Source organism: Runella limosa DSM 17973, assembly GCF_000482465.1.
Classification (GTDB): Bacteria; Bacteroidota; Bacteroidia; order Cytophagales; family Spirosomataceae; genus Runella; species Runella limosa.
In genome coordinates this window covers 259,149-282,528 of sequence record NZ_KI519426.1, presented here as the reverse complement: position 1 = coordinate 282,528, position 23,380 = coordinate 259,149, and the positions used below count along the sequence as shown (strand labels likewise).

Here is a 23,380-nt window from a genome sequence, read left to right as displayed (position 1 = left end):
AAGATGGCCGCCGAAAATCAAAATACGGAATAGAAAGAATCATAGCGAGATGAGTACCTATCCCTAATGTCACTATCAAGGTATTATAATCTCTTGTCAGCTTTTTCACACCATGCGACTATTATTGCTCCTTTTGTTTTTTGGTACTTCATCCCTCCTACTGTGGTCGCAAGGCAGCCCTTCTCAGCCAGTTAATATCAAAGCCAAGTACGATAGTGCTCGGGTGGAATTTACACAATTTGAGAAAAAACACGGCGGATTTGTACAAACCAAAAACGTAAAAATGCACTACCTAGAATGGGGAAATCCTCGCCATACTCCCTTCATTTGGGTGCATGGTAGCTTCACCAACGCCTACGAATTTGCTGACCTCGCAAAAGAATTGGTTCAAAAAGGGTATTACGTCATTGCGATTGATTATTACGGTCACGGCCAAACGCCCATTCCTACCCATGACGTCTCGTTGTACCACGTCGCCGACGATATTAAAACCTTGATGTCGGTCAAAAAACTGTCTAAAGCAGTCATTGGTGGCTGGTCGAGGGGAGGATTTATTGCCTCGGCATTTTATGATGCTTATCCCGAAAATGTGTTAGGATTGGTACTCGAAGACGGCGGGTCGGTAGCTACCAATACCCACTACCACCAACTACCTGATAGTACGTTGGATGCCCAAGTAAAAAGTATATTCACAAATAGATTCTCTTCTGCTACTTTTGACACAGAATTTGAGGCATACAAAGCTTACTACGATTATTCGTCATCGGGCACTCAGTTTGAACTGTTGGCCTGGCTAGGAAAGGATTCAGGCGGTAAATGGACGATTGGAGCGGGTGTCGAGAAGCTATTTCACATGCGCAACGAGGTTGAGTTCAAAGAAACCATTTTGCGCCCTACCAAAGCTTCTTTGTTTGGTCAATCAATGGCGATGATTGAACCGAAAATTATTTATCGAAGCCTGCACGTCCCTCTCCTCATCATCGACCCAACCTCCCCCAACGACCTTTTTCCCTTCGAGAAAGACAACGCCGCCTTACAACAGCAACACTCAAAGTTAATCACACACAAAATTTATCCAAATACGGGACACAATGTCCACTATGAGAAGCCGAAAGAGTTTTTAGAGGATATTACAACGTTTTTGAAAAGGGTTTCTGGGCGTTAAAAGACCTTTTCCCATTCTTATTCAATGTCTGAATTTAAGAATTTTTCACCATTTTCCGAGCAAACGATTCTGCGGCTTGGTGGGTTTGTTGGAGTAAGGTAGAACTCTGTGAGATTTCTACTAATTCCCGTTGGGTTTTGAGTTTGGCCAAAAACTGAATAATGTGTGCTTTCTGCTCCTTGGTAGTAAATACCTGTTTGAGAAGCGCCTGTTTCAATAGCTCAGAGTACTCGTCTATTAACTGAGTAGAAGTAAAAAGTGCCGCATAAATGTCGTTTGAAACTTCATCGTACTCTTTTCGCATGATATTTTGTTCGAGTAGTAACATGGCTACAAATGAGTGTAATGACAAGGGTTTCTGGGCGTTAAAAGACCTTCCAAGTTTGAATGTAAACACAATCACTAAACTTGGAAGGTCTGTAAAAGAAAAAGACTCCCCAAGTTGCCAATAACGAAATTGTCAAACTTGGGAAGTCTAAATAATATTAATTTCCTGCTACTTGCGCACGAATGATATTAAGAGCCGCACCTGCTTTGAACCACTCAATTTGTTGTTCGTTATAGGTATGGTTTACCGTAATTTCATCTGTTGAACCATCAGCATGATTGAGCACCAACGTAAGTGACTTTCCTGGGGCAAATTCTGTCAATCCAACGATGTCGATTGAATCGTCTTCTTTGATTTTGTCATAATCTGCTTTATCCGCAAACGTCAAGGCCAACATACCTTGTTTCTTCAAGTTCGTTTCGTGGATACGGGCAAACGATTTTACCAATACCGCACGAACGCCCAAGTGGCGTGGCTCCATCGCCGCGTGCTCGCGTGATGAACCTTCACCGTAGTTTTCATCTCCAACCACAATCGTGCCCACTCCTGCGGCTTTGTACCCACGCTGGGTAGCAGGAACTGGCCCGTATTCTCCCGTTACTTGACTTTTTACGTTGTCGGTCTTCTCATTAAAGAAGTTAACCGCGCCAATCAACAAGTTGTTAGAAATGTTATCCAAGTGACCACGGTACTTCAACCATGGGCCTGCCATTGAGATGTGGTCAGTTGTACACTTGCCTTTGGCTTTGATCAACAATTTCAAACCTTTAAGGTCAGTACCTTCCCAAGCTGCAAATGGATCGAGCAACTGCAAGCGATTTGACGTTGGCGAAACTGCAACTTGAATACCGCTACCGTCTGCTGCTGGTGCTTGGTATCCTGCATCCTCTACGTCAAAACCACGCGGTGGCAATTCGTCACCCGTTGGCGCGTCTAAAGTTACTTGTTCGCCATTTTCGTTGATAAGTGTATCCGTCAATGGGTTGAAAGTCAAGTCACCCGCAATGGCCAAAGCAGTCACCAATTCTGGAGAAGCTACAAATGCCAACGTGTTAGGGTTACCATCGGCACGCTTGGCGAAGTTACGGTTGAATGAGTGAACGATGGTGTTACGCTCTTGCTTTTCAGCGCCTACACGTGCCCACATACCGATACAAGGTCCGCAAGCGTTAGCAAACACTTTCGCGCCAATTTCGTCGAATGTTTCGAGGAAACCATCGCGCTCAATCGTGTAGCGAACTTGCTCTGAACCTGGTGTAATGGTAAATTCAGCCTTGGTTTTAAGGTTTTTAGAGGCCACTTGTTTTGCCAATGAAGCCGCACGAGCGATGTCTTCGTACGACGAGTTGGTACAAGAACCAATCAAACCTACCTCAACTTTGGTTGGCCAGCCGTTGGCCGCAGCGGCTTCTTTCATCTTAGAAATTGGCGTAGCCAAATCTGGTGTGAAAGGCCCGTTCAAGTGTGGCTCAAGGTCCGAAAGATTGATTTCGATTACTTGATCGAAGTATTTCTCTGGTTCATCATAAACGCCTGCATCCGCCGTAAGGTGTTCTTTTACCGAGTTAGCAAGGTCAGCAACGGCGTCACGGCCTGTAGCGCGCAAATAGCGCTCCATCGACTCGTCGTAAGCAAAGGTCGAAGTCGTTGCTCCGATTTCAGCACCCATGTTACAGATAGTACCTTTACCCGTACATGACATAGAAGTTGCTCCTTCGCCGAAGTATTCTACGATAGCACCCGTTCCACCTTTTACGGTAAGGATACCAGCTACTTTCAAGATAACGTCTTTTGGAGAAGTCCAGCCATTGAGTTTACCTGTCAATTTTACCCCGATTAGTTTTGGGAATTTAAGCTCCCAAGGAAGGCCCGCCATTACGTCGCACGCATCAGCACCACCTACCCCGATAGCAATCATACCCAAACCACCCGCGTTTACGGTGTGTGAGTCGGTACCAATCATCATACCGCCTGGGAAAGCGTAGTTTTCAATCACTACTTGGTGAATGATACCCGCGCCTGCTTTCCAGAAACCGATGCCGTATTTATTAGAAACCGACGATAAGAAATCATACACTTCTTGGTTTTCAACTACTGCTTTGCCTAAGTCTTCCGAAGACCCAACTTGGGCAGTAATTAAGTGGTCACAGTGTACAGTAGAAGGAACTGCTACTTTCGGACGGCCAGCCTGCATAAATTGCAACAAAGCCATCTGAGCAGTGGCATCTTGCATAGCTACACGGTCGGGTCCGAAGTCAACGTATGATTTGCCGCGCTCATAAACAGTAGTGGCATCACCTTGGGTAAGGTGAGCGTACAAAATTTTCTCTGTGTAGGTCAAAGGACGTCCTACTACGTTACGAGCCGCCTCCACTCGTTCACCGAGTTTTGCGTAGAGGCCCTGCATCATATCTAAATCGAATAACGCCATGGTATTAATATAGGATGAGTTAATTTTCCAGCCATAAAACTACAAACTGTAAAGCAAAATACCCTAAAATTCTTGCTAAATAGTTGTAGAAAGTCATACTATCGTTGAAATTTTACCCCAATTTGGGGCAAATTAAGGTAGTATTTTTTGGAAAAAGGGCGAAGAATTACCAAAAAACAAATGCCCTTCCTATCTTTACTCGCTTGATTCAATCAACTTTAAACCTAACTATAAGTCACCAAATACACTTCATGGAACGTTTTACTGGACTCATTGGTATCGTTTTTATCTTGGGCATTGCTTACGCCATGTCTAACAACCGCAAAGCCATCAACTATCGCACGGTTGGCGTAGGGCTTGGTTTGCAGTTTGGCTTGGCCGTATTTATTTTAAAAACGACCGTCGGACAAAATATTTTCGACTGGCTAGGACGTGCTGTCCAAAAAACGTTGAGCTTTTCTGACAAAGGAGCCGAGTTTGTATTTAGCCCGTTGGTCAATGCTACCGTTCTCAGCAAAGCATTTGGTGAAAGCAATAGCTTTATCTTTTTCTTCAGCATCATTCCTACCATCATTTTTGTGGCGGTGTTGGTCAATATGCTCTATCACATTGGCCTGATGCAGCGCATTGTGGCCGTATTGGCACGCCTGATGAAATGGTTGATGGGCGTCAGCGGTGCTGAAGCATTGTCAAACGTTGCCTCGGCTTTTGTGGGGCAAGTGGAAGCCCAAATCATGATTAAGCCTTATTTAAAAGGAATGACTAACTCTGAGCTTTTGGCCTCCATGACGGGTAGCTTTGCCTGTATTGCGGGCGGGGTTATGGCAACGTATATCAAATTAGGTGTACCTGCTCCTTATTTAATTGCGGCCAGTTTGATGGCTGCGCCAGGGGCATTGGTGATTGCCAAAATCGTATTTCCAGAAACAGAAAATTCTGAAACAAAAGGGGTTGTAAAATTAGAAATCAAAAAAGCCCACGCCAATCTTCTTGATGCCATTGCGGCAGGTGCCAGTGAGGGACTCAAGGTAGGGTTCAACGTGGTTGCGATGTTGATTGGTTTTATCGCTTTAATTGGTCTTCTTGATTACTGTCTTGGCAAAGCAGGTGGATTATTTGCTTTTCCACAGTTAAGCCTCGATTTCCTTTTGGGTAAAGTGTTCTCCGTATTCGCTTGGGCCATGGGCGTCCCTGCCAAAGACGTAGAAGCAGCGGGTTCGTTAATGGGCACCAAAATGGTTATCAATGAGTTTGTAGCTTACCTTGACCTCGTAAAAATCAAAGAAACACTCGACCCTAAAACGATTGCAATTGCCAGTTTTGCCCTTTGTGGTTTTGCCAACTTTAGCTCTATCGCCATTCAAGTAGGTGGCATCAGTGAGTTGGCTCCGAGCCGTCGTTCTGATTTGGCACGTTTGGGCTTTAAAGCCCTGATATGTGGCACATTAGCCTCTTATATGTCCGCTACAATTGCGGGACTACTGTTTTAATACTTTTCACTGTTGACCTTCCCGAAAGTTAGAACTTTCGGGAAGGTCAATTTTCAACCCTAAACATCTATGCAACGTACGCGAATTGGTGGACGGCTTTTGATTGGGATTATCATGGCTGTCGTGGCGCTTTTTGGGTATTTCAGCAAAACCCAAGTCAATCCCGTGACGGGCAAAAAGCAACAAGTAAGCCTCACGCCCGAAGAAGAAGTTGCCATCGGCTTACAAAGTGCGCCCCAAATGGCTGCCGAGTATGGTGGCCTATACCGTGATGAAAAAGTACAATTTTTGGTCAAAAAAGTAGGGCAAGGCATCGTCCAAAGTACCGAAGCCAAAAACTCGCCTTACCAATTTGATTTTCACGTATTGGCCGACCCCGAAACCATCAACGCTTTTGCCATCCCTGGCGGACAGGTTTTTATTACCATGGGTTTGCTCAAACGACTCAAAACCGAAGACCAATTGGCGGGAGTTTTGGGGCACGAAATTGGGCACGTGGTAGGACGACATTCAGCCCAGCAAATGGCCAAGCAAGAATTGGTGGGCGGACTAGCAGGCGCAGCCTCTGCTGCCATGTCTGATCCAAATTCTCCCAGTAGCGGCGCGTATATTGCACAATACGTTGCCAATTTGATGAACCTAAAATACGGACGCGACGACGAACTCGAAGCCGATGATTTTGGCGTTAAGTACATGGTTCAGACAGGTCGCGACCCCGAAGCGATGATTCAGGTCATGGAAATTTTGGCCCAAGCAGGTGGTGGCTCCGAGCGCCCCGCCGAGTTCCAAAGTACCCACCCCAACCCCGAAAATCGGATTGTTAAAATAAAAGAAGCAATGGCTAAATACCGTAACCAATGAAACACACCTCATTTTTTCTTACCCTTCTCTTCATCAGCAGTACGTTATTCGCACAATTCAACCGTGGTGTCCAGTGGACCAAAGACGGAAATGCCTATTACCGCGTAGAAAACAAGGAAATTGTCCAGTATAACCTGCCTGATTTGCAAAAAAAAGTAGTCGTAAGTGCTACCCAACTTACGCCAGCGGGCAAAAGCGACGCCCTTAACGTACGTAGTTACACGTATTCTAATGATTTTCGTAAAGTCCTCATTTATACCAATACCCAACGCGTTTGGCGCTACGATACGCGCGGCGATTATTGGGTACTTGATTTGGACAAAAATACCCTGACCCAACTCGGCAAAGGCCGCCCTGTGTCATCGCTCATGTTTGCAAAATTTTCGCCCGATAGCAAAAAAGTAGCTTATGTCAGTGAGCGTAACGTCTATTCGGAAGACCTCGCTACGAGCAAAATAACCGCACTTACCAAAGACGGCACCACCCGCCTCATCAACGGTACGTTCGACTGGGTATATGAGGAAGAATTTGATTGTCGTGACGGATTTCGTTGGAGCCCCGACAGCAAAAATATTGCGTATTGGCAAATTGATGCCACCAAAATTCGCAACTTCATGATGATCAATAACACCGATTCTATTTACGCATTCAATGTTCCAGTAGAGTACCCGAAAGTAGGTGAACGTCCTTCTCCTTACAAAATAGGAGTTGTAAGTGCCAACGGTGGCGCTACCAAATGGATGAACACTCCTGGCGACCCTGGCAACACCTACATTCCACGCATGGAATGGGGAAACGCTAACGAACTGATTATGCAACAGTTGAATCGTAAACAAAATGAATCTAGTATCTTGGCCGCCGACATCAAAACTGGAAAAACTACCCAGTTTTATACCGACCGCGACGATGCTTGGGTAGAGACTAAAAGTAGCTATTCGTGGAGCGAAACACCCGAAGGCTGGGATTGGATCAACGGCGGAAAAGAATTTTTGTGGATGAGCGAAAAAGACGGCTGGCGCCACATGTACCGCGTAACCCGCGACGGTAAAAGTGAAAAGTGCATTACTGCTGGCGACTACGACATTATTTCGGTGGTGTTGGTCGATGAAAAAAATAATCAGTTGTATTTCATGGCCTCGCCCGACAATGCCACGCAGAGTTATTTGTACCATGCCCCGCTCGATGGCAGTAAAAAAGCCGAACGTGTCACTCCAGCCGACCAGTCTGGCTCGCACCGCTACGACCTCTCTCCTAACGCCATGTGGGCTTCGCATTCATTTTCCAATGCCAACACATCGCCCATGAATGAGTGGCTTCGTTTACCTGAACACAAAGCCTTAAAAGACGCCGACGACATTTCAAAAAAATTGGCGGCCAAAGCCGATGCGCCAAAACGAGTGGAGTTTTTTAAAGTAAAAACCGAAGATGGTATTGAGCTAGACGCTTGGATGGTAAAACCTGCCAACTTCGACCCTACCAAAAAATACCCCATCGTTTTTACGGTTTATGGCGAACCTGCCAGCGCTACCGTGCGCGATAGCTGGGGAACAGGGCGCAATGGACTCTACGCAGGCGACATGGCCAAAGACGGTTACATTTACGCATCGGTTGATAACCGTGGCACACCTTCTCCCCGTGGTAGAAACTGGAGAAAAGCCATCTATCGTAAGATTGGCGTCATTAACATTCGTGACATGGCAATGGGAGCCAAAGCTATGTTTGAGAAAAACTCGTTCATTGATACCAGCCGCGTAGCCGTACACGGATGGAGCGGTGGCGGTTCTTCTACCCTCAATTTGTTATTTCAATACCCTGCCTTGTTCAAAACAGGCATTGCCGTAGCTGCCGTGGCCGACCAATTGACGTACGATAACATTTACCAAGAACGCTATATGGGGATTCCGCAAGAAAATCGCGAAGATTTTGTGGCAGGCTCGCCCATCACGCACGCGCACAAACTACAATCGAACCAAAACCTATTGTATATCCACGGCACGGGCGACGATAACGTTCATTACCAAAATGCCGAGCGATTGGTCAATGAGTTTATCAAGCACAACAAACAGTTTCAGTTTATGCCGTACCCTAATCGTTCGCACGGAATTTACGAAGGCGATGGTACATCGAAGCACTTAAATACACTGTTTACAAAGTACTTGAGAGAGCACTGCCCAGCAGGAGCAAAATAATACTTACCAAAATAGAAAATCTAAAAGCGGCTTACACCTTACTATTGAGGGTAAGCCGCTTTTTTTCCATTCAGCAAATTGATTTAGTATGAAACAGCCACGTTTTAGTATCGAAGAATACCTTGCGTTGGAAAAAGAAACGGACACCAAATACGAATACCACGACGGCGAAGTCTATGCCATGGCGGGTGGTACACCTACTCACAGTTTGATTTCAAACAATGTGGGTAGTGGATTAGGCAATGCTTTAATAGGAAAACGGTGCTTTACCTATAACAGTGATTTGCGCGTTGCGACTTCACGCAATCGTTATGTTTACCCTGATGTTACGGTGGTTTGTGGCAAGGTTACTTATTTTGAAGAGTTGAAGAATGCCGCCAACAACCCCGTTGTGATTGTTGAGGTATTGTCACAAGACACCGAAGCCTACGATCGTGGCGGAAAATTTATGCGTTATCGCATGATTGACACCCTAAAAGAGTACGTTTTGGTACACCAATACCTGCCCTTGGTCGAAGTATTTTTCAAAAACACGCTTGACGTTTGGGAATACCGCGCTTACAATAACCTTCAAGATACTGTTCAACTTCATTCAATAGATGTACAACTTTCGCTTGAGGACATTTATTTGGGCGTGGAGTTTTTACCCTTTGACGAAGAGAACTGGAAATTAATTTAGTAAGACCTGGTTCAAATACAAAAAAACCACCAATACCGAACGTACTGGTGGTTATGCCCAACACCCTATCTACTTTATTTTACTTCCACTTCAGCACCCGCTGCTTCCAAAGCAGACTTAATCGTTGCCGCTTCTTCTTTCGTAGGATTTTTTGAGAGCACTACAGGCGCACTTGCTACGATAGCTTTAGCTTCTTTTTGAGATACGCCTAGTATGGTCGCAACTACTTTTGTTACGTGAGCTACCGTTTTTTGATTTTTTGGCTGTAATAGGACAACGGTAAAATACCCTTCTTTTTCATCAACTACTTCTGCTAAAGGCTTGGCAATAAGCATCGTTGACAAAGACAACATGGCAAGGAAAAGAATTGATTTCATTTGAGTAGAAATTATAATTGTGTTCATGATTCAAAATTACGAAGCTCCTCCTTTGTCAAATTGCCCAGTTCACGAAACGTAGGCTACCATCCACCAACTGTTTATTTCAGTTCATAAACCCAAAAACAGAGATGTGATGTTTCAAAATATACCAAAACATGAAGTATCTTTAGCCGTTCGTTTCAACCCCTACCTATGCTCGTCAATGCAATTATTGTCGATGATGAACCCTCGGCGCGTTCATTGCTTCGACAAATTCTTTCGGAACACTGCCCTGCGGTACGCGTACTTGAAGAGGCCGCCGACGTAAAATCGGCCGTAAAATTGATTAATAAACATGCAGTAGATTTGGTATTTTTGGACATCGAAATGCCCGAAGAAAACGGTTTTGCCTTGTTTGAGTATTTCAACCAGCCTACTTTTCAAGTGATTTTTTGTACCGCCTACTCGGAATATGCGCTCCAAGCGTTTGAAGTTTCGGCCGTGGATTATATCCTTAAACCCGTTAGTATTTCCAAACTCGTAGCCGCCGTTGAGAAAGCATCCAAGCTAATTGGGCAACCTCAATTGCCCCAACGCTTCCAAACTTTACGGGAGAATTTAAGCGTTACTACCCTTCAAAAAATAGCCCTTCCGATGTCAGACAGTCTTGTTTTTGTACAATTGGAGGATATTTTCTTTTTTGAAGCCGACGGTTCCTACACCCACGTAGTCACCAAAAACGGAAAAACCTTGGTTAGTAAAAAAATCAAAGAATTTGATGAATTGCTTAGTAACGACGCGCGCTTTTATCGAATTCACCGCTCTTTTTTAATCAATACGCACCAAATTAGAAAGTACAATAAAAAAGACGGTGCTTCTGTCGAATTTGAGAACGGTTTGAGTGTGCCCATTGCCCGTGAAAAAGTCAAAGAGTTTGATGATTTCATTGCTGGCATTCGCGTTTAAAAATAAGCCCAAATGAAACCCTTTCTTCTCGTTCTTTTGGTACTCATGACTCAAAGCCTTTGGGGTCAGAAAACGTACGAACAACTGCTCGTTGATATTAAAAACCACCGTCCGCAAGATAGTATTCGGGTAGAATTGCTCGTTGATGCTTGCGTAGCTGCCACATTTCGGGCCGACACGTTGGTGTTAAAAATGGCGACGGAGGCCAACCAGTTGTCCAATAAATTGGGTTATGAACTTGGGAAAATTCGGTCGCTAAATTGCTTAGGAAATTACTATTTTAGCCGCGCCCTCAACGACAAAGCAATCAATTTTTACCTCCAAGCCCTTCGAATCGCCGAAAAGAGAAACGATTACTCAAATATCGTCATCGGAAAAAGTAATTTAGCCAACGTTTTCTCGCATAATTTTGAAGACCAAAAGTCTATCAAATTATTGACTGAATGTGACCAACTTTTGCTCAAAAACGGGCAAGTTTTCACCCAAAACAGAGCAGCCATTTTGACTAACTTGGCAAATTCTTACTTTCAATTAAAACAATACACCAAAGCGATTCAAACCTACAACGAAGTTCTTGCTATTTGTCAAAAACTTAACATCGGTTTTGGACTTGCACTTACGCTTGACAACCTTGGCAAAACGTATTTTGAGCTTAAACAATACCCCAAAGCCCTCGATTATTTTGAAAAAGCCAAGGTTGAAATTGAAAAATACCGCGTCGATTTTGTCAGGGGGAAAAACCTTAATAACATAGGCAAAACCTACTCCGCCCTTGGCAATCCCACCAAAGGACTGGATTTCTTACAACAAGCCAAGGTCATTGCCCTTCAAAATCAGGACAATGAGGCGCTTCGAGATATTTATTTTGAAATGCAAAAAGGATTCGCCCAAACGAATCAATTTAAAGCGGCATTCGAGTATTTAGAAAAATACACTACCCTGAAAGACAGTGTGTTTAGTTCGGAGAAAAACAAAACTATCCAAGAGCTTAATACCAAATACGAAACCGAAAAAAAGGACAGCGAAATCAAATCTTTGGCCCAACAAAAACAAATTTCGGAACTTGAATCAGGAAGAAAAACTGCCATTATCTACGCTATTCTGGCTTTCTTGCTGATTGGAAGTATCTTGGCTTATGCGCTTTTTATGCGTTTTAAAACACAAAAGCAAAACGAACTCCTTACCACCCAACTCGAAGAAGCACAACGCCGCATAGAAATTGAACAAAAAGCGACCGAAAGCGAACTGAAAGCCCTCAAAAGCCAGATGAATCCTCACTTTATGTTCAATGCCCTCAATAGCATTCAAGAACAGTTTATGTACGGTGACAAAACCCTTGCCAACGAGCAAATGGGGAATTTTACCTACCTCACTCGCCAAATTTTAAGTATTTCAGGAAAAAAACGCATCACACTGGCAACCGAAATCGAACTCCTTACGAAATATCTTGAACTAGAAAAAATGCGATTTTCAGAGGGTTTTAGCTACGAAATTTCACTTGATGACCAATTGGATGAAGATTATCACCAACTTCCACCCATGTTGATTCAACCCTTCGTTGAAAATAGCATCAAGCATGGATTATTGCATAAAAATGGCGACAAACGGTTGTCAATCATGTTTTCGATGGACGAAACGGAAGAACATATTATATGCGTGGTAGAGGATAACGGCGTAGGCAGGGCAAAATCAGCGGAAATAAAACAAAAACGATTCGCTTCGCACGAATCATTTTCAACAGCTGCCACTTCCGAACGACTTAGGCTTTTAAGTTCGTCCTTCAACTCCCAAGAATTGGTGCATTACAACGATTTACTAGATGAAATGGGACAAAGCTTAGGCACGCGTGTCACGCTCAAAATTCCGCTTTAGAGCAACAATTTTAAGCATACAGCGTCGCGAAGACCCAACTATTTTAGAATTGCTCTTTGGCAAAGGTCGCAACCTCGGCTTGCCCCTCGGCGTCGAGTGCATTTCCAAATTGAGCTAACCATTCTTGTGGCAGCACCTTCGTCTGCTTTTTAAGCAGACCTACCCCCATTGCCAAAAATTGTTGAAGAGAAGGCAAACCACGGATACTCAAAAACATGTCATCCGTAATTTTCAAGGAAGAATAACTCTCCCGAAACTGCTCCAATTCTTTCATACCTTCCTCCACAAAACCACTATCGCGCAAGGCACACATAAAATAAAAGTACATCATCCCCACCGAAAGACCATCGGGGTTTGCTTCTTTTTCTGCCAAAGTAGTGGCTTTTGCCAATGCTTCTTTCCCTTTGGAAAGTTGCAACGCCATAACGGCACAAGTGGCTACATTAAACCAATTTTCAGCACGATTATCTTTTGCTGCAACTTCTTCAAAAAGGGGCAAAGCTTTGTTAAACTCTTGTTTTTCAAAAAAATTGAGCGCTTGTTTTTGGATATTTTTTGGCATTGATTTTAGAAAATTTCACAAAATGGCGAAGGCGACATTACAATTCTATTTTTGAGGGTAATTCCCTTTATTTTCAGGGGTGCAAAAAGTGTATTTTCCGTCGTCATGGTTGAAACTGTGTTTCTCCCAAAACCTTTTTTGGGGAGTGAATAGTTTCTTCGGAGTTAAAGATTGAGCAATTTAAACGTAGCTTTTTTTATTTCACATTCATTCTACACAGATAAAGTAAGTTGAACTATAACCCTTCTTTTATGGTCGTAGATTCGTAACCTTAACCATCATCAGTCATCATGAAATTCGTATCCCTTTGTAAGGTGCTACTGCTATGCAGTTGCCTTTATTTTCCTGCCTTTGCCCAACAAATCTCCAAAGAAGAACTTCTTTTTCTCACCCCCGAATGGAAAGGTGAACGCTTCCCCGATGGCCGCCCCAAAGTGCCCGACGCTATTTTGAAACGAATGCGTTTGGTAACCCACGAAGAGGCCTGGGCGGTAATGAAAGGCGAAAATTTTCGCTATCAATACGCCGAAGGCTGGCAGTGTATTAACCCCGACAGTGTGCTGATTGGGCGAGCGCTTACGGCAACTTTTATGCCTGGACGGCCTGATGTTCATCGGGTTATCGACAAAAAAGGACACGAAAAAGACGGTCGTATCAAATCTCAAAACGCGTGGCCGATTGACATGCTTGTCAGGGGAGACGTGTATGTCGTTGACCAGCTAGGTGCGCACGAAAACGGCCCAACGATTGGCGACAATTTGGGAAATTCTATTTATGCCAAAACTGGCAATGGAATCGTGTATGAAGGAGCCATTCGGGACATTGCGGGCTTAAAAGAAATTGGTGGATTTACTTCGTTTTTTAGGACTTACCACCCTTCGCATCACCTCAACAACCCCGATGGTGACTTAAATACGACCCTCGTGGCCATCAACCGCCCTACCCGCATCGGCAAAGTTATGGTCATACCAGGGGACATCGTGTTGGGTCGCGACGGTGCCGTAACTTTCATCCCACCTCATTTGGCCGAAAAAGTAGTTACCGTTTCCGAAATTGTTCGTCTGCGGGACATGTTTGGCCACGAACGGCTCCGTCAACAAAAATATACCCCAGGGCAAATTGACAACCGCTGGTCCGACGAAATTGAAAAAGACTTTTCGCAATGGTTGAACGCCCACATCAACGAATTGCCCGTTCCCAAAGAACAAATCCAAGAATACCTCAAAAAACGGACTTGGTAACCTCCTCCGATTTCAGTTGCAACATTACCTATCAGTTTACATAAACCTCATCAGTAACTCATGACATCACGCCGTAACTTTTTAACCAAGGGTGCTATTTCGGCGGCGCTTGGTTTATCATCCCTGCAAAGTTTTGGGCAGGAACTCGAAACTGCCATCGAGCGAACACCTCAATCGTCGGCACCTTCCGACCTCAAAATCACTGACATCAAATGTGGATTCATCAGAGGCGGGCATAGTTTGTTTGTCAAAATTTATACCAATCAAGGAATTTACGGCTGCGGTGAAGGCGTTGATGCCACCCCTGGCACCTACCATTTGGTAAAAATGATGGGTGAACGCATCAAGGGAAAAAGCCCGCTCAACGTACACCGACTTTTTGAGGATATTCGTCGTTCGGGCTACTTTGAAGGATCACAAGCAGGAATGTACATCGCAGTGCTTTCTGCCGTCGAAACAGCCCTTTGGGATCTCACAGGCAAAGCCCTCGGACTTCCTGTATATCAATTGTTAGGAGGAAAGTTTCGGGATAAAATCCGCGTTTACTGCGACACAGGGGCCTACCGAACCAGCGGCCCCACTCCTGATGATTTTGCCAAAGCAGCCAAAAATGCCGCTAAAATGGGCTTTACGGCCGTAAAATTTGACATTGACGAACGCAACGACCCCAACAAGTTTGATTCGTACAACTGGACTGCCAGCAATGGCGAGCTCGAACGGATGTACAACCAAATCGCCGCCGTTCGGGAGGCAGTAGGTCCTAAGGTCGATATTTGTGTTGATATGCACGGACGTTATGACACCACCACTGGCAAGCGTGTGGCCAAAATGATGGAACCTTTGAAGCTGTTGTTTTTGGAAGAACCCTTTCCCGCCGACAATCCAGAAGCTTATAAAATTGTGCGTGATTCGACCCAAACGCCCATCTGCGCGGGCGAAAACCATTATTTGGCCCACGGTTTTCGTAAATTATTGGAATTAGGCGCGGTTGACATCGTCATGCCCGATTTACAAAAAGCAGGCGGTCTCGGCGAAGGCCAACGGATTGCGAACCTTTCCAATCTCTATTACGTCCCTTTTGCGCCGCACATGGTAGCCTCGTATTTGGGGGCGATGGCAGCTTCTCACGTATGCGCAACCGTGCCTAATTTCCTCATTTTGGAATGGCAAATTTACTTTCACGAAGACCCAATGTTTAAGGAAATTGTCACCTTCGACGGCCCCATGGTGAAAGACGGCTACATTCCTCTTTCGGAAAAACCTGGCATTGGCGTTGACATCAACGAAGAAGGAATGCGAAAATACGCGCCCAAAGGCGTTCCTTTTTTTGAATAAATGCAATTTCCCCAACCCTTTCCAATATTGGGGTTGGGGAAATTAACCTAAGCCGTTACCACAAAACGAATTCCACCCACCACCTTGTTTTGGTCAGCATCTGTTAGTTCAATATCGACCACTACTGCTTCGTTGTTTTTAAGCTTAAAATCAGGAATCGCCACCTCTAGTTCTCTTGTACCTTTGTCCAATTTAAAATCCCATAGATTTTTACGCAAAGGAGTCAAAACGGCCAAGTTAGAAGCCTCTAAAGCGGGATTTCTTACCAACAAGGCACGGTTTGGGGTAGTTGCTCGCATTCTATTTATCTCAATTCCTGCGTTTACTTTTAAGGGTTTAATTGAAAATTCGGGGAGAACCACCGCCTGTAGGGGCGAAATCAGTCTCCGAAGCTGCGGTATTCGCGTGCCTTTGATGACGTCCATTTTACGCGGCACCACTTTCACCTGAAAGTTTTTCTGCCCCGCAAACTCATTTGTCATCAGCACTTTTACAAAGTTATTTTGCTGAATAATATTCAGATTTTGCTGACCAATGTGCCTGTCTGCCACCACAGGAAAAGTAGTAGCCGAACTGGGCAAGTCATTATTGACAAAGCTAAACACCCTTGCAAAAAGGCAGCGGTGCCCAATCATGGCAGAGGTTGCCACAATTGGAAACGAAAGGGTCGTATCTCCTTGGGCTTGCACTTGCGTGGTTTGTACGCCCAATAATGTGCCATGAACGGGATCAAAACCCAAGGATGGATTACAGATAAAAAGCTCAACGTGACAAGAATAACAGGGCAAATCACCTCCGTTCCGAACGGTAACGGCAATTTGGTAATTTTTTCCCGCCACCAGCTGGTTATTGGCAATGGGCATAGTTCCGTCAAAAATTTCAATATCGGGGCTCATCCAAAACACCGTACCAGCGGGCATGGGGCGATTGCCCGTATCCGAATCATAGCCTTTGATGTATAAAAATGTTTTATCACGATAGGGCTTGGGAGGGCGCTTTTCGTGCTGGCGCATTTCTTTAAAATCACGGCTATTCTGAAAAATTTCTATATTTTTCTTCGCCTTTTGACGACGCTCACGAATGAATTTGAGGGTTTCCATAAGAAGTGTGGTTTAGAGAATGGTAGAAGAATTTGGGCTGATGATGTCGGTTTGAACGTGTTTGACCGTTTCACTGGGCAACACTGCCACCGTCGGTGCAGAAGGGTCGTTGAGCGCCGTATCATCCTTGACTTTGCGCCAGCACAAGTACCCTACTCCCCTATCTCCATCCAAATTAAAATCAGGAATCTTTTCACCATTTAGAAACTCACGGTACAAAAAAACCGAAAAATCAATGGCATTCCCAAGCGTGTCTCCTACCACTTTTCGCTCCATGCGGTCAAACCGACTCTGAATGTCGGTGGGTGAGTCAGCGGGCGTAATTTTGTCCCTAAACTCCTTCAGTTCTTTATAAATCTCCTTTTCAAATTTTATTTGTCCTTGAATATAATGCAAGTTAGTGGCCTTGTAGTAGCTACTTGGTGCGCCCGTCGTGGCATCGGGTTCGAGCTCGGCAAGTGCTGGTACAGGATACACCAAGTGACAATCTTGTTCCAAACCTTCCACCTCAAAAAATCGCGTGGGATACATCGCAAGCAAACTATTGGCCGTTTGTCCCATATTATCGGGCAAATAACTCGCCACCGTATGTTTTGACAAATAATGCCCCAACTGCGCTTTGGTAGGAAAAGCAAGGCCGTTTAGCACGACCCCTTGGTAGAAATTCATGAAGGCATTGTAGAGGCTTTCGTAGGCCAAAGAAATTAAAAACCGAATGGGAGCGGCGCCTAAAGTGGTGATAGCGCCCGCCAAAAAGTCAATCAATGCCGCCGCCAACAACGCTCCACCAAGTACCAATGCTGCTAAAAATTCTAAAATAGACGCCAAACTAAAATCACCTGGCGCAGATCCAGAAACCATGTCGCCAATATCACCCACGTTGTCGGTAAACGTTTCCCAAACTTCGGCAATTTCGGCCGTAAACGAATAAGGCACTGGCGGCGGTAACTCTCCGCTTTGGGTCGTATTTTTAAACCATTTCAACCACATTCGATACACATCGTCAAGGTCTTCATCGGTCATTTCAGCACCATACTCCGAATCATTGTTTTTGAAATAAACCTCCTTGATACTTTTCAAAATAAGGTTTCTCACGCCATCGGGCAGTTTTGTTTCACTCCCCATTACGTAGTCTTTCCAAAGATCACTTTCTACAAACTCTTCCCCCGAGCGCATTTCTTTAAACGCGTACGTATCTTGGTGATTCTCCACAAATTTGTGGCGCTGGGCGTGGGTACGGTACGGCCCTCCTGACATAATGTTGACAAATGGGTGTCCAACGGTATCGGCCGCAAAATGGGTCAAATAACCAATGGCGTAAGCGTGTTCGGCCGTGCCAGGTGTCGCATTTTTCAGCAAAGTTTGGGCAAACTTCCCCGTGCGTCGGTAATGCAGTGTATCGAACCACCACCAAATATCATGGGGCTGCCCCACGTCCTGAATCGGGTGTTTGAGCTGATTAAAAACATTGACTGTATCGGTCAAATACTTTATCGCCGCTTGTTGCAAAGTCGATTGAAGCAGCCCCAGCAATGCCTGCGATTCACCCAAAAGTTGTTGAATTTCGGTGATGGTGGAAGAACGTGCCGCAACGTTGTCCCAAACTGCTTCGAGGGTTTCTACTGCCGCAATTAATTCTGGAGGAATGATTTTCAGAATCTCTTTTTTGAAGTCTTCCATAAAATCCACTGCGTCAAAATACAATCTGACGAGCGTTCGTAGTTCGGGGCTTAAATCTTTGGTGTTAAAAAACAAAGGGTCGGGGCCTTGGGCACCAAAATGTAAATACGGGGCAAAATCAGCTAGTAATTTTGCGGCGTCGGGAGTCAGATTAAGGGCATGTATGCGTTTAGCCACTTCATCCGAAATCAAGTGATGGACAGCTGGACCTGGCATAATTGTAAAGAGTTAACGTTGTGAATTTATTTTTTGCAAAGCACCATTGTATTTAAACATCAGTGGAGTAACCCGCTGCACTTCAAGCGACTGCGGCGACACTTTGGTATAGGTCGAAATTTTCTGCTTGTACGTTTTTTCAACTTGGGCTGGAGAAACGGTCATCAATTGGGGAGAAACGCGCACGTAAATATCCTTCACGTTGATTTTTTTCTCCTCTTGCATTTTTGCCAAGGTGGCTATTTTCAAAAAATCATACTTAGAATACCAACCTGGGTAAAATGGCTTTTTAGGCCCCGACGGACTACTTGGTTTACAATCTGCCACCAGCGGATCTGACGTTGGAATGGTTTCGGGCGTGGGTGCGGGTGGATACAGAATCACCGAAATCTCGTTGATGGCCATCTGCTTACTTCTCGCTACTTCGGCGCTAACCGTGGCTACGCGGCACATATCAAGGGCTTCGAGGGCTTTCATGCCAATAATATGCAAATCAGCAGTGCTTGCTCCGTTGTTTTTTTGGGTCACAAATTGGGCATAATACGCGTCACCATCTTCGCAGTACTTTTCCCATTTGGGGATTTTAATCTCTTTTCCTGCGATTTTGGCCATGGCCGAACTCGACACCAGCACCGTGCCCATCGCAATCATTACCACCGTTACAAACCCCATCACTATTTTTTGGTGGGTTTGCATCCGATTGATGTTTTGTTTGTAAAGGGTACGCACCATCCAAAAAAGTAGAATAAAAATAGCCACCAATAACCCGATACGTATGGCATTTTCGAGGGTTTTGTCAAGCACAACCACCACACTATTTGTACCTTGGTCAATAATTTCAACGGCGCCAATGCGCACTCTGTCAATCGTTTGTTGGATGACGACCGAGGTTTTATCAATCAGCTCAATCATGGTATCTTTGATTTGCGCAATCCGTTTTGCCAAGACCTCGTCAAGGCATTTGACGGCATCGCGTACCATTTGATTGACTTCCGCCAGCAGTTTTCGGGCTTCTTGGGTAAGGGTTTGGATAATGGCTCTAATCTCGGCAGAAGCCGCCTTCAATACGTCGATGGAAGCATCTTTGATGTTGCTAATTTGCTGCGTAATTTTATCATTCAGCTCATCTACCGTTCGCCGTAGCTCAATCCCCAACTGCCCCGTTAGCCCTTGCGTAACGTCTTCGAGTTGTTGAATCAAACGCTGAAGTTCTTCAATCGGAATTTTTACATCCACATCAGCATCGGCCATTGCCCGTCCCATTTTTAGAGGAAACAGGCATAAAATAAACGACATCCCCAAAAGCAGCAGCCTGAGTTGTCGATACGACAGATCGAATTGGGTTGACTTCATAACATGAAAGTTTAGGTGTAAAACAAAAGGTTAATGCGTACGCTACTGGCAAACTCCTTGGGAGTTTGGATAGGTAAAAACAAATCTTGGACTGTGTTTGTCGTCCATTTTGCAGCTACATTGGCTCGACCAACTATCGGCCTGAACCCGCACAGTCCACGTCCCATATTTCAGGGCAACGCGGGTAATGGAAGGATTGGGGTGTACACTCCCCGCTTTGATTTCGTAAGAGCGATTGACGCTAAAGGCCGTCTCACCAAATTTTGAATCACTGTTCTCTAAATTTCCCGAATAGCTCACCGTGACGTATTTTTTTTCGCCATTGGTTGATAGCTGTTCAAGCCCCGTTACATTGACCACTACTTGGCCCGAAACCGTTTCGGCAGGTTCGCCTACGGTCGCATCCAAACAAGCACAACTCAGAAAATTGGAAGAAGAAAAAAACAGAAAAAGGAGGCCGATACCACCTCTGACAACAGGAAGAATTTTCATAACAATCACAGTTTAAAGTATTGAAACAAACCTAATTACCTGATTCGTACGCGATGTACTAATCAAAACTAGCTTGAATTTGGCCTAAACTGGATGTTAAACTTAGTTAGCGGTATTTCGATTTATTAAACGGTAATAAAAAAGCCCCAAAAAGGGGCTTTCTTTTAAATGTATCAAACAGAGAGGTCTAGTCTGGCTACTCCAACCTACCTTTATTCAGTTCTTCTTGCCAAGTCTTTAGCTCATCCCATTTGCCGTCGCGCGCCATGGCCGATTGTGTTGGCCAAGTAGTTGGGTCGTGCATTTGGAAGCGAGGCCCTGCGGCTTCCAATATTTCTTTGATGCGCTCGGGGGCAGTGGTGGCAAGTTGGGCAAAGGTAAAAATGCCCTCGTTGTTGAGCAGCCCTTCGATTTTTGGCCCAATACCTTCCACAATTTTTAAATCATCGGGCACGACAGGCACAACGGGTTCGGGGGCAAGAGCCGCCACTGGTACGGAAACCACTGGTGTTTCAACGGGTGCGTGCGCTACCTTTACCGCCACTTTTGATTTTTTACAATCGTCTAAAGCGGTACGTTTCGCATCAATATCAGCATGTAAGCCTTCGATTTTGACGGCAAAAGTTCGCTGTCCTAGCCACCAACCAATATAGGCAGCCAACGCAAGTAGAGCAATTGCTTCTAAACCTGCGACCCAAAAATTTTGACTTAAAGGAGTTACTTGTAATATAATCATGGTAAAAGTCAGTTTGAAAGTAAAACCATTATCCCTTGCGGCCTTTGTTGAGTTCGTCTTGCCACGCTTTCAATTCCTCAAACTTACCGTCGCGGGCCAATGCCGATTGCTCAGGCCAAGTAGTTGGATCGTGCATTTGGAAACGCGAGCCCCCAGCCACCAATATTTCTTTGATACGCTCTGGGGAGGTCGTTGCAAGTTGAGCAAAGGTCAAAATGCCCTCATTATTGAGTAATTCCTCAATTTTTGGCCCAATGCCTTCCACAATTTTTAAATCGTCAGGAACGACAACGGGTTCAGGAACGACCAGGGGTGCAAGCGCCGCTGCAACAGGCACCACCGTTGCGGTCTCGACCTTAACAGGCGCAGGCGCTACTGAAATCACTTGCGTTTTTTGGCAATCATCCACTGCTGCATCCAAAGAGGCTAGTTCTGCCTCTAGGTTTTCTGCTTCGCTTTTTTTGGTGATATAGCCAATAATGTACCCCAACACCGCCGCTATCACAACCATGAGTATATGCTGCCACCACGCACCTGTTTGTTCAAAAGGATTAAAATGTCCGTACATAAAAGTCAAATTTGAATGAGTAAATGTTTATTGAACCACAATACTTACACGTCGATTGGCTTTGCGGCCTTCGGGGGTATCATTGGATGCCTTGGGTTGGGTTTCCCCTTTGGCTTCGGTCGATAGTTGGTCGGCGGCGATGCCAAATTTCACAAAAGCCGACTTCACGCCTGCTGCTCGTTTGCCCGAAAGTGCCAAGTTTTTATCATCAGCCCCAACGTTATCGGTATGCCCCGTCAACGACAGCTTTTTATCTTTGTGCGTAGCTAGGTATTTTTTAGCTTCGTCCAAAAACTTCTCATTGTCGGGTGTATGGATGTAATCAGCACTTCCCGTTTTGAAATACAAATCCATTGGTTTAAAAACATCCTCGTATTTTTCGGCAGCGGCCAGCGCTTCTTCTGATTTTGGAAGAGCAAGGCTATCAAAACCAAATTCCATTCCGTGCGTAGAATCATCGACGCTAAACTGCAAATCAATCATCTTACTTGCCGTTTGGAGCTGTGCTGCTGGCACACCTGCATCAACAAGGTACTTCTTGAGCGCATCGGCACGGGCAAATCCCAAGTCGGGGAAAGTAGTGTTGTTTTGCTCAATAGACGCATACAAGCCCGTGACGGTCAGTTTTCGACCTGGGTTTGCTTTGAGGTAAGCCGCCAACGAATCTAGCTCTTTCTTCACATTGGCGTAGTTGGGGTCGGCGACCGATTTCTTAAAACCAAAATTCAGCGGTGAACTTAGGTTGAGCTGGGCGCCATCAACAATAGACAGCGGGGGATTCACATAAGTGGGAGCTGTAGTCATAGTTGAGGGACCATCACACAGGAGTTTGATTTTACAAACGTGCCAGTAGGTAGCCCCACCTATCCAGCCAACAAGCAGAATCCAAGCAAGCGTTTTGACACCTGAAGACATAGTACGTAATGAGGGGATTGGTGGTGAAAAGGAGAATTTGCACTTACGACGGTGAAAATAAGTATAAGTATCACAAAAACAATGATTTATCTATTTTTCTTCTACACCCCACAATAGCCATCTTTACAAAATTCAATTGTCGCGGAATAATACTATATAATAAGCAAAATTTTATTTTGTTTTAAATTGCATTTTATTTATTTTTCATTTAACTATTACTATTCAACTGCAACAATTTAGTATATTTTAAGAATATTATTCTGTTTTTTAAAATTTCACCAACCGCTCATCCCTTAAAATAATCCACTTATCCATTTTCAATTCTTCTACCCAAAAAAAGGCTGCACATTTGCATCGTCATCAGAACAACAACACCTCTGAGACACCACAACAGCCAAAAGCAGATTGCTAAATCGTTAATTTTAAACAGAGTACCACTATGAAATCTATTATGATTGCCCTTGTTTTAAGTGTTTCGACACTTGGACATTTCGCCGAGGCACAAGATGGCAAAAGCCTCCGCACCCAAACACAGATTGCCGAACAATTGATGGCATCTTTGCCAACACACGATAACTTCACAGCGCCTACGTCAACTGTATTGTTCTCTAAAAATGATTTGCGCTTGATCTCAATGCTTCCAACGCAGGATGTAAACGTAGAGATTCCAACCATTGTAGTAGAAAACGTTGCAGTAGCCAAATCAACAGTTATTGCTCCTTCTTCGACAAAAACAGAAGTAAAGAATACGACTCGCGCTGACAAATAGGCGTATTGAAATAAATAAGTGTAAGTGTTTGCAACTGGAATACATGAAAAAAGGCGGGTTAACCCGCCTTTTT

General features: G+C 44.7%; 21 protein-coding genes. 10 read left to right on the top strand and 11 right to left on the bottom strand.

The genetic code is table 11. The features are described 5' to 3' along the window. The first annotated feature begins 112 nt into the window (after positions 1-112). On the top strand, positions 113-1,165 hold the full coding sequence (locus tag K339_RS0125965; protein WP_037301902.1) for an alpha/beta fold hydrolase: 1,053 nt from the start codon (positions 113-115) through the stop codon (positions 1,163-1,165). Between the two features lie 34 nt (positions 1,166-1,199). Here K339_RS0125965 and K339_RS0125960 read toward each other — a convergent pair whose 3' ends face one another. After that, positions 1,200-1,493 (bottom strand): hypothetical protein, encoded by a 294-nt coding sequence (locus tag K339_RS0125960; protein WP_028526215.1) that lies wholly within the window; start codon positions 1,491-1,493, stop codon positions 1,200-1,202. 157 nt (positions 1,494-1,650) lie between these two features. Then, positions 1,651-3,924, bottom strand: coding sequence for an aconitate hydratase (locus tag K339_RS0125950; RefSeq protein WP_028526214.1), 2,274 nt, complete (start codon positions 3,922-3,924; stop codon positions 1,651-1,653). 251 nt (positions 3,925-4,175) lie between these two features. Between K339_RS0125950 and K339_RS0125945 the strand changes: the two genes are divergently transcribed. From K339_RS0125945 to K339_RS34855, 4 genes are all read left to right on the top strand, one after another. Next, complete coding sequence (locus K339_RS0125945; RefSeq protein ID WP_028526213.1) at positions 4,176-5,414, top strand: NupC/NupG family nucleoside CNT transporter; 1,239 nt, start codon at positions 4,176-4,178, stop codon at positions 5,412-5,414. A 69-nt stretch (positions 5,415-5,483) separates the two neighbouring features. Then, positions 5,484-6,275, top strand: coding sequence for a M48 family metalloprotease (locus tag K339_RS0125940; RefSeq protein WP_028526212.1), 792 nt, complete (start codon positions 5,484-5,486; stop codon positions 6,273-6,275). After that, entirely contained in the window at positions 6,272-8,464 is a 2,193-nt protein-coding gene (locus K339_RS0125935) for a S9 family peptidase (protein WP_028526211.1), read from the top strand. Before K339_RS0125940 ends, K339_RS0125935 begins: the two co-directional genes overlap by 4 nt. A gap of 88 nt (positions 8,465-8,552) precedes the next feature. After that, positions 8,553-9,143 (top strand): Uma2 family endonuclease, encoded by a 591-nt coding sequence (locus K339_RS34855; RefSeq protein ID WP_051398260.1) that lies wholly within the window; start codon positions 8,553-8,555, stop codon positions 9,141-9,143. Between the two features lie 74 nt (positions 9,144-9,217). Here the strand turns inward: K339_RS34855 and K339_RS34850 are convergent, their stop codons facing one another. Then, positions 9,218-9,520, bottom strand: a complete 303-nt coding sequence (locus K339_RS34850) for a ribosomal protein L7/L12 (RefSeq protein WP_051398259.1) — start codon at positions 9,518-9,520, stop codon at positions 9,218-9,220. Positions 9,521-9,715: 195 nt separating this feature from the next. On the opposite strand from K339_RS34850, the gene K339_RS0125920 reads away from it, so the two are divergent. Both K339_RS0125920 and K339_RS0125915 read left to right on the top strand, forming a co-directional pair. Then, on the top strand, positions 9,716-10,468 hold the full coding sequence (locus K339_RS0125920; protein WP_028526210.1) for a LytR/AlgR family response regulator transcription factor: 753 nt from the start codon (positions 9,716-9,718) through the stop codon (positions 10,466-10,468). Between the two features lie 12 nt (positions 10,469-10,480). After that, positions 10,481-12,340, top strand: a complete 1,860-nt coding sequence (locus tag K339_RS0125915) for a tetratricopeptide repeat-containing sensor histidine kinase (protein ID WP_084332316.1) — start codon at positions 10,481-10,483, stop codon at positions 12,338-12,340. 43 nt (positions 12,341-12,383) lie between these two features. Here K339_RS0125915 and K339_RS36240 read toward each other — a convergent pair whose 3' ends face one another. Further along, positions 12,384-12,902, bottom strand: coding sequence for a hypothetical protein (locus tag K339_RS36240; RefSeq protein WP_028526208.1), 519 nt, complete (start codon positions 12,900-12,902; stop codon positions 12,384-12,386). Between the two features lie 290 nt (positions 12,903-13,192). On the opposite strand from K339_RS36240, the gene K339_RS0125905 reads away from it, so the two are divergent. Both K339_RS0125905 and K339_RS0125900 read left to right on the top strand, forming a co-directional pair. Beyond that, positions 13,193-14,143 (top strand): RraA family protein, encoded by a 951-nt coding sequence (locus tag K339_RS0125905; protein ID WP_028526207.1) that lies wholly within the window; start codon positions 13,193-13,195, stop codon positions 14,141-14,143. Positions 14,144-14,203: 60 nt separating this feature from the next. Further along, the gene (locus K339_RS0125900; protein ID WP_028526206.1) at positions 14,204-15,478 is read left to right on the top strand and encodes a mandelate racemase/muconate lactonizing enzyme family protein; all 1,275 of its coding nucleotides are present in this window, start codon (positions 14,204-14,206) and stop codon (positions 15,476-15,478) included. A gap of 47 nt (positions 15,479-15,525) precedes the next feature. On the opposite strand, the gene K339_RS0125895 is transcribed toward K339_RS0125900, so the two are convergent. The 7 genes from K339_RS0125895 to K339_RS0125865 all read right to left on the bottom strand — a co-directional run bounded on the left by K339_RS0125895 (position 15,526) and on the right by K339_RS0125865 (position 22,427). Then, positions 15,526-16,578: a hypothetical protein gene (locus tag K339_RS0125895; protein ID WP_028526205.1), complete on the bottom strand. Its 1,053-nt coding sequence runs from the start codon at positions 16,576-16,578 to the stop codon at positions 15,526-15,528. Between the two features lie 12 nt (positions 16,579-16,590). Further along, complete coding sequence (locus K339_RS0125890; RefSeq protein WP_028526204.1) at positions 16,591-18,474, bottom strand: zinc dependent phospholipase C family protein; 1,884 nt, start codon at positions 18,472-18,474, stop codon at positions 16,591-16,593. 12 nt (positions 18,475-18,486) lie between these two features. Beyond that, on the bottom strand, positions 18,487-19,827 hold the full coding sequence (locus tag K339_RS0125885; protein ID WP_157607751.1) for a hypothetical protein: 1,341 nt from the start codon (positions 19,825-19,827) through the stop codon (positions 18,487-18,489). Between the two features lie 42 nt (positions 19,828-19,869). Beyond that, complete coding sequence (locus K339_RS0125880) at positions 19,870-20,319, bottom strand: hypothetical protein (RefSeq protein ID WP_028526202.1); 450 nt, start codon at positions 20,317-20,319, stop codon at positions 19,870-19,872. Between the two features lie 196 nt (positions 20,320-20,515). Then, positions 20,516-21,055 (bottom strand): helix-hairpin-helix domain-containing protein, encoded by a 540-nt coding sequence (locus K339_RS36235; RefSeq protein WP_051398258.1) that lies wholly within the window; start codon positions 21,053-21,055, stop codon positions 20,516-20,518. A gap of 28 nt (positions 21,056-21,083) precedes the next feature. Beyond that, entirely contained in the window at positions 21,084-21,623 is a 540-nt protein-coding gene (locus tag K339_RS34835; protein WP_051398257.1) for a helix-hairpin-helix domain-containing protein, read from the bottom strand. Positions 21,624-21,650: 27 nt separating this feature from the next. After that, positions 21,651-22,427, bottom strand: a complete 777-nt coding sequence (locus tag K339_RS0125865; RefSeq protein WP_229598815.1) for an OmpA family protein — start codon at positions 22,425-22,427, stop codon at positions 21,651-21,653. Positions 22,428-22,977: 550 nt separating this feature from the next. On the opposite strand from K339_RS0125865, the gene K339_RS0125860 reads away from it, so the two are divergent. Beyond that, positions 22,978-23,307, top strand: a complete 330-nt coding sequence (locus K339_RS0125860) for a hypothetical protein (RefSeq protein WP_157607750.1) — start codon at positions 22,978-22,980, stop codon at positions 23,305-23,307. Positions 23,308-23,380: the final 73 nt, after the last annotated feature.

What these genes read in the sequence shown, in the direction of transcription:
- K339_RS0125965 (WP_037301902.1), top strand. Translation starts at nt 113, where the DNA reads ATGCGACTATTATTGCTCCTTTTGTTTTTTGGTACTTCATCCCTCCTA.
- K339_RS0125960 (WP_028526215.1), bottom strand. Translation starts at nt 1,493, where the DNA reads ATGTTACTACTCGAACAAAATATCATGCGAAAAGAGTACGATGAAGTT.
- K339_RS0125950 (WP_028526214.1), bottom strand. Translation starts at nt 3,924, where the DNA reads ATGGCGTTATTCGATTTAGATATGATGCAGGGCCTCTACGCAAAACTC.
- K339_RS0125945 (WP_028526213.1), top strand. Translation starts at nt 4,176, where the DNA reads ATGGAACGTTTTACTGGACTCATTGGTATCGTTTTTATCTTGGGCATT.
- K339_RS0125940 (WP_028526212.1), top strand. Translation starts at nt 5,484, where the DNA reads ATGCAACGTACGCGAATTGGTGGACGGCTTTTGATTGGGATTATCATG.
- K339_RS0125935 (WP_028526211.1), top strand. Translation starts at nt 6,272, where the DNA reads ATGAAACACACCTCATTTTTTCTTACCCTTCTCTTCATCAGCAGTACG.
- K339_RS34855 (WP_051398260.1), top strand. Translation starts at nt 8,553, where the DNA reads ATGAAACAGCCACGTTTTAGTATCGAAGAATACCTTGCGTTGGAAAAA.
- K339_RS34850 (WP_051398259.1), bottom strand. Translation starts at nt 9,520, where the DNA reads ATGAAATCAATTCTTTTCCTTGCCATGTTGTCTTTGTCAACGATGCTT.
- K339_RS0125920 (WP_028526210.1), top strand. Translation starts at nt 9,716, where the DNA reads ATGCTCGTCAATGCAATTATTGTCGATGATGAACCCTCGGCGCGTTCA.
- K339_RS0125915 (WP_084332316.1), top strand. Translation starts at nt 10,481, where the DNA reads ATGAAACCCTTTCTTCTCGTTCTTTTGGTACTCATGACTCAAAGCCTT.
- K339_RS36240 (WP_028526208.1), bottom strand. Translation starts at nt 12,902, where the DNA reads ATGCCAAAAAATATCCAAAAACAAGCGCTCAATTTTTTTGAAAAACAA.
- K339_RS0125905 (WP_028526207.1), top strand. Translation starts at nt 13,193, where the DNA reads ATGAAATTCGTATCCCTTTGTAAGGTGCTACTGCTATGCAGTTGCCTT.
- K339_RS0125900 (WP_028526206.1), top strand. Translation starts at nt 14,204, where the DNA reads ATGACATCACGCCGTAACTTTTTAACCAAGGGTGCTATTTCGGCGGCG.
- K339_RS0125895 (WP_028526205.1), bottom strand. Translation starts at nt 16,578, where the DNA reads ATGGAAACCCTCAAATTCATTCGTGAGCGTCGTCAAAAGGCGAAGAAA.
- K339_RS0125890 (WP_028526204.1), bottom strand. Translation starts at nt 18,474, where the DNA reads ATGCCAGGTCCAGCTGTCCATCACTTGATTTCGGATGAAGTGGCTAAA.
- K339_RS0125885 (WP_157607751.1), bottom strand. Translation starts at nt 19,827, where the DNA reads ATGAAGTCAACCCAATTCGATCTGTCGTATCGACAACTCAGGCTGCTG.
- K339_RS0125880 (WP_028526202.1), bottom strand. Translation starts at nt 20,319, where the DNA reads ATGAAAATTCTTCCTGTTGTCAGAGGTGGTATCGGCCTCCTTTTTCTG.
- K339_RS36235 (WP_051398258.1), bottom strand. Translation starts at nt 21,055, where the DNA reads ATGATTATATTACAAGTAACTCCTTTAAGTCAAAATTTTTGGGTCGCA.
- K339_RS34835 (WP_051398257.1), bottom strand. Translation starts at nt 21,623, where the DNA reads ATGTACGGACATTTTAATCCTTTTGAACAAACAGGTGCGTGGTGGCAG.
- K339_RS0125865 (WP_229598815.1), bottom strand. Translation starts at nt 22,427, where the DNA reads ATGACTACAGCTCCCACTTATGTGAATCCCCCGCTGTCTATTGTTGAT.
- K339_RS0125860 (WP_157607750.1), top strand. Translation starts at nt 22,978, where the DNA reads ATGAAATCTATTATGATTGCCCTTGTTTTAAGTGTTTCGACACTTGGA.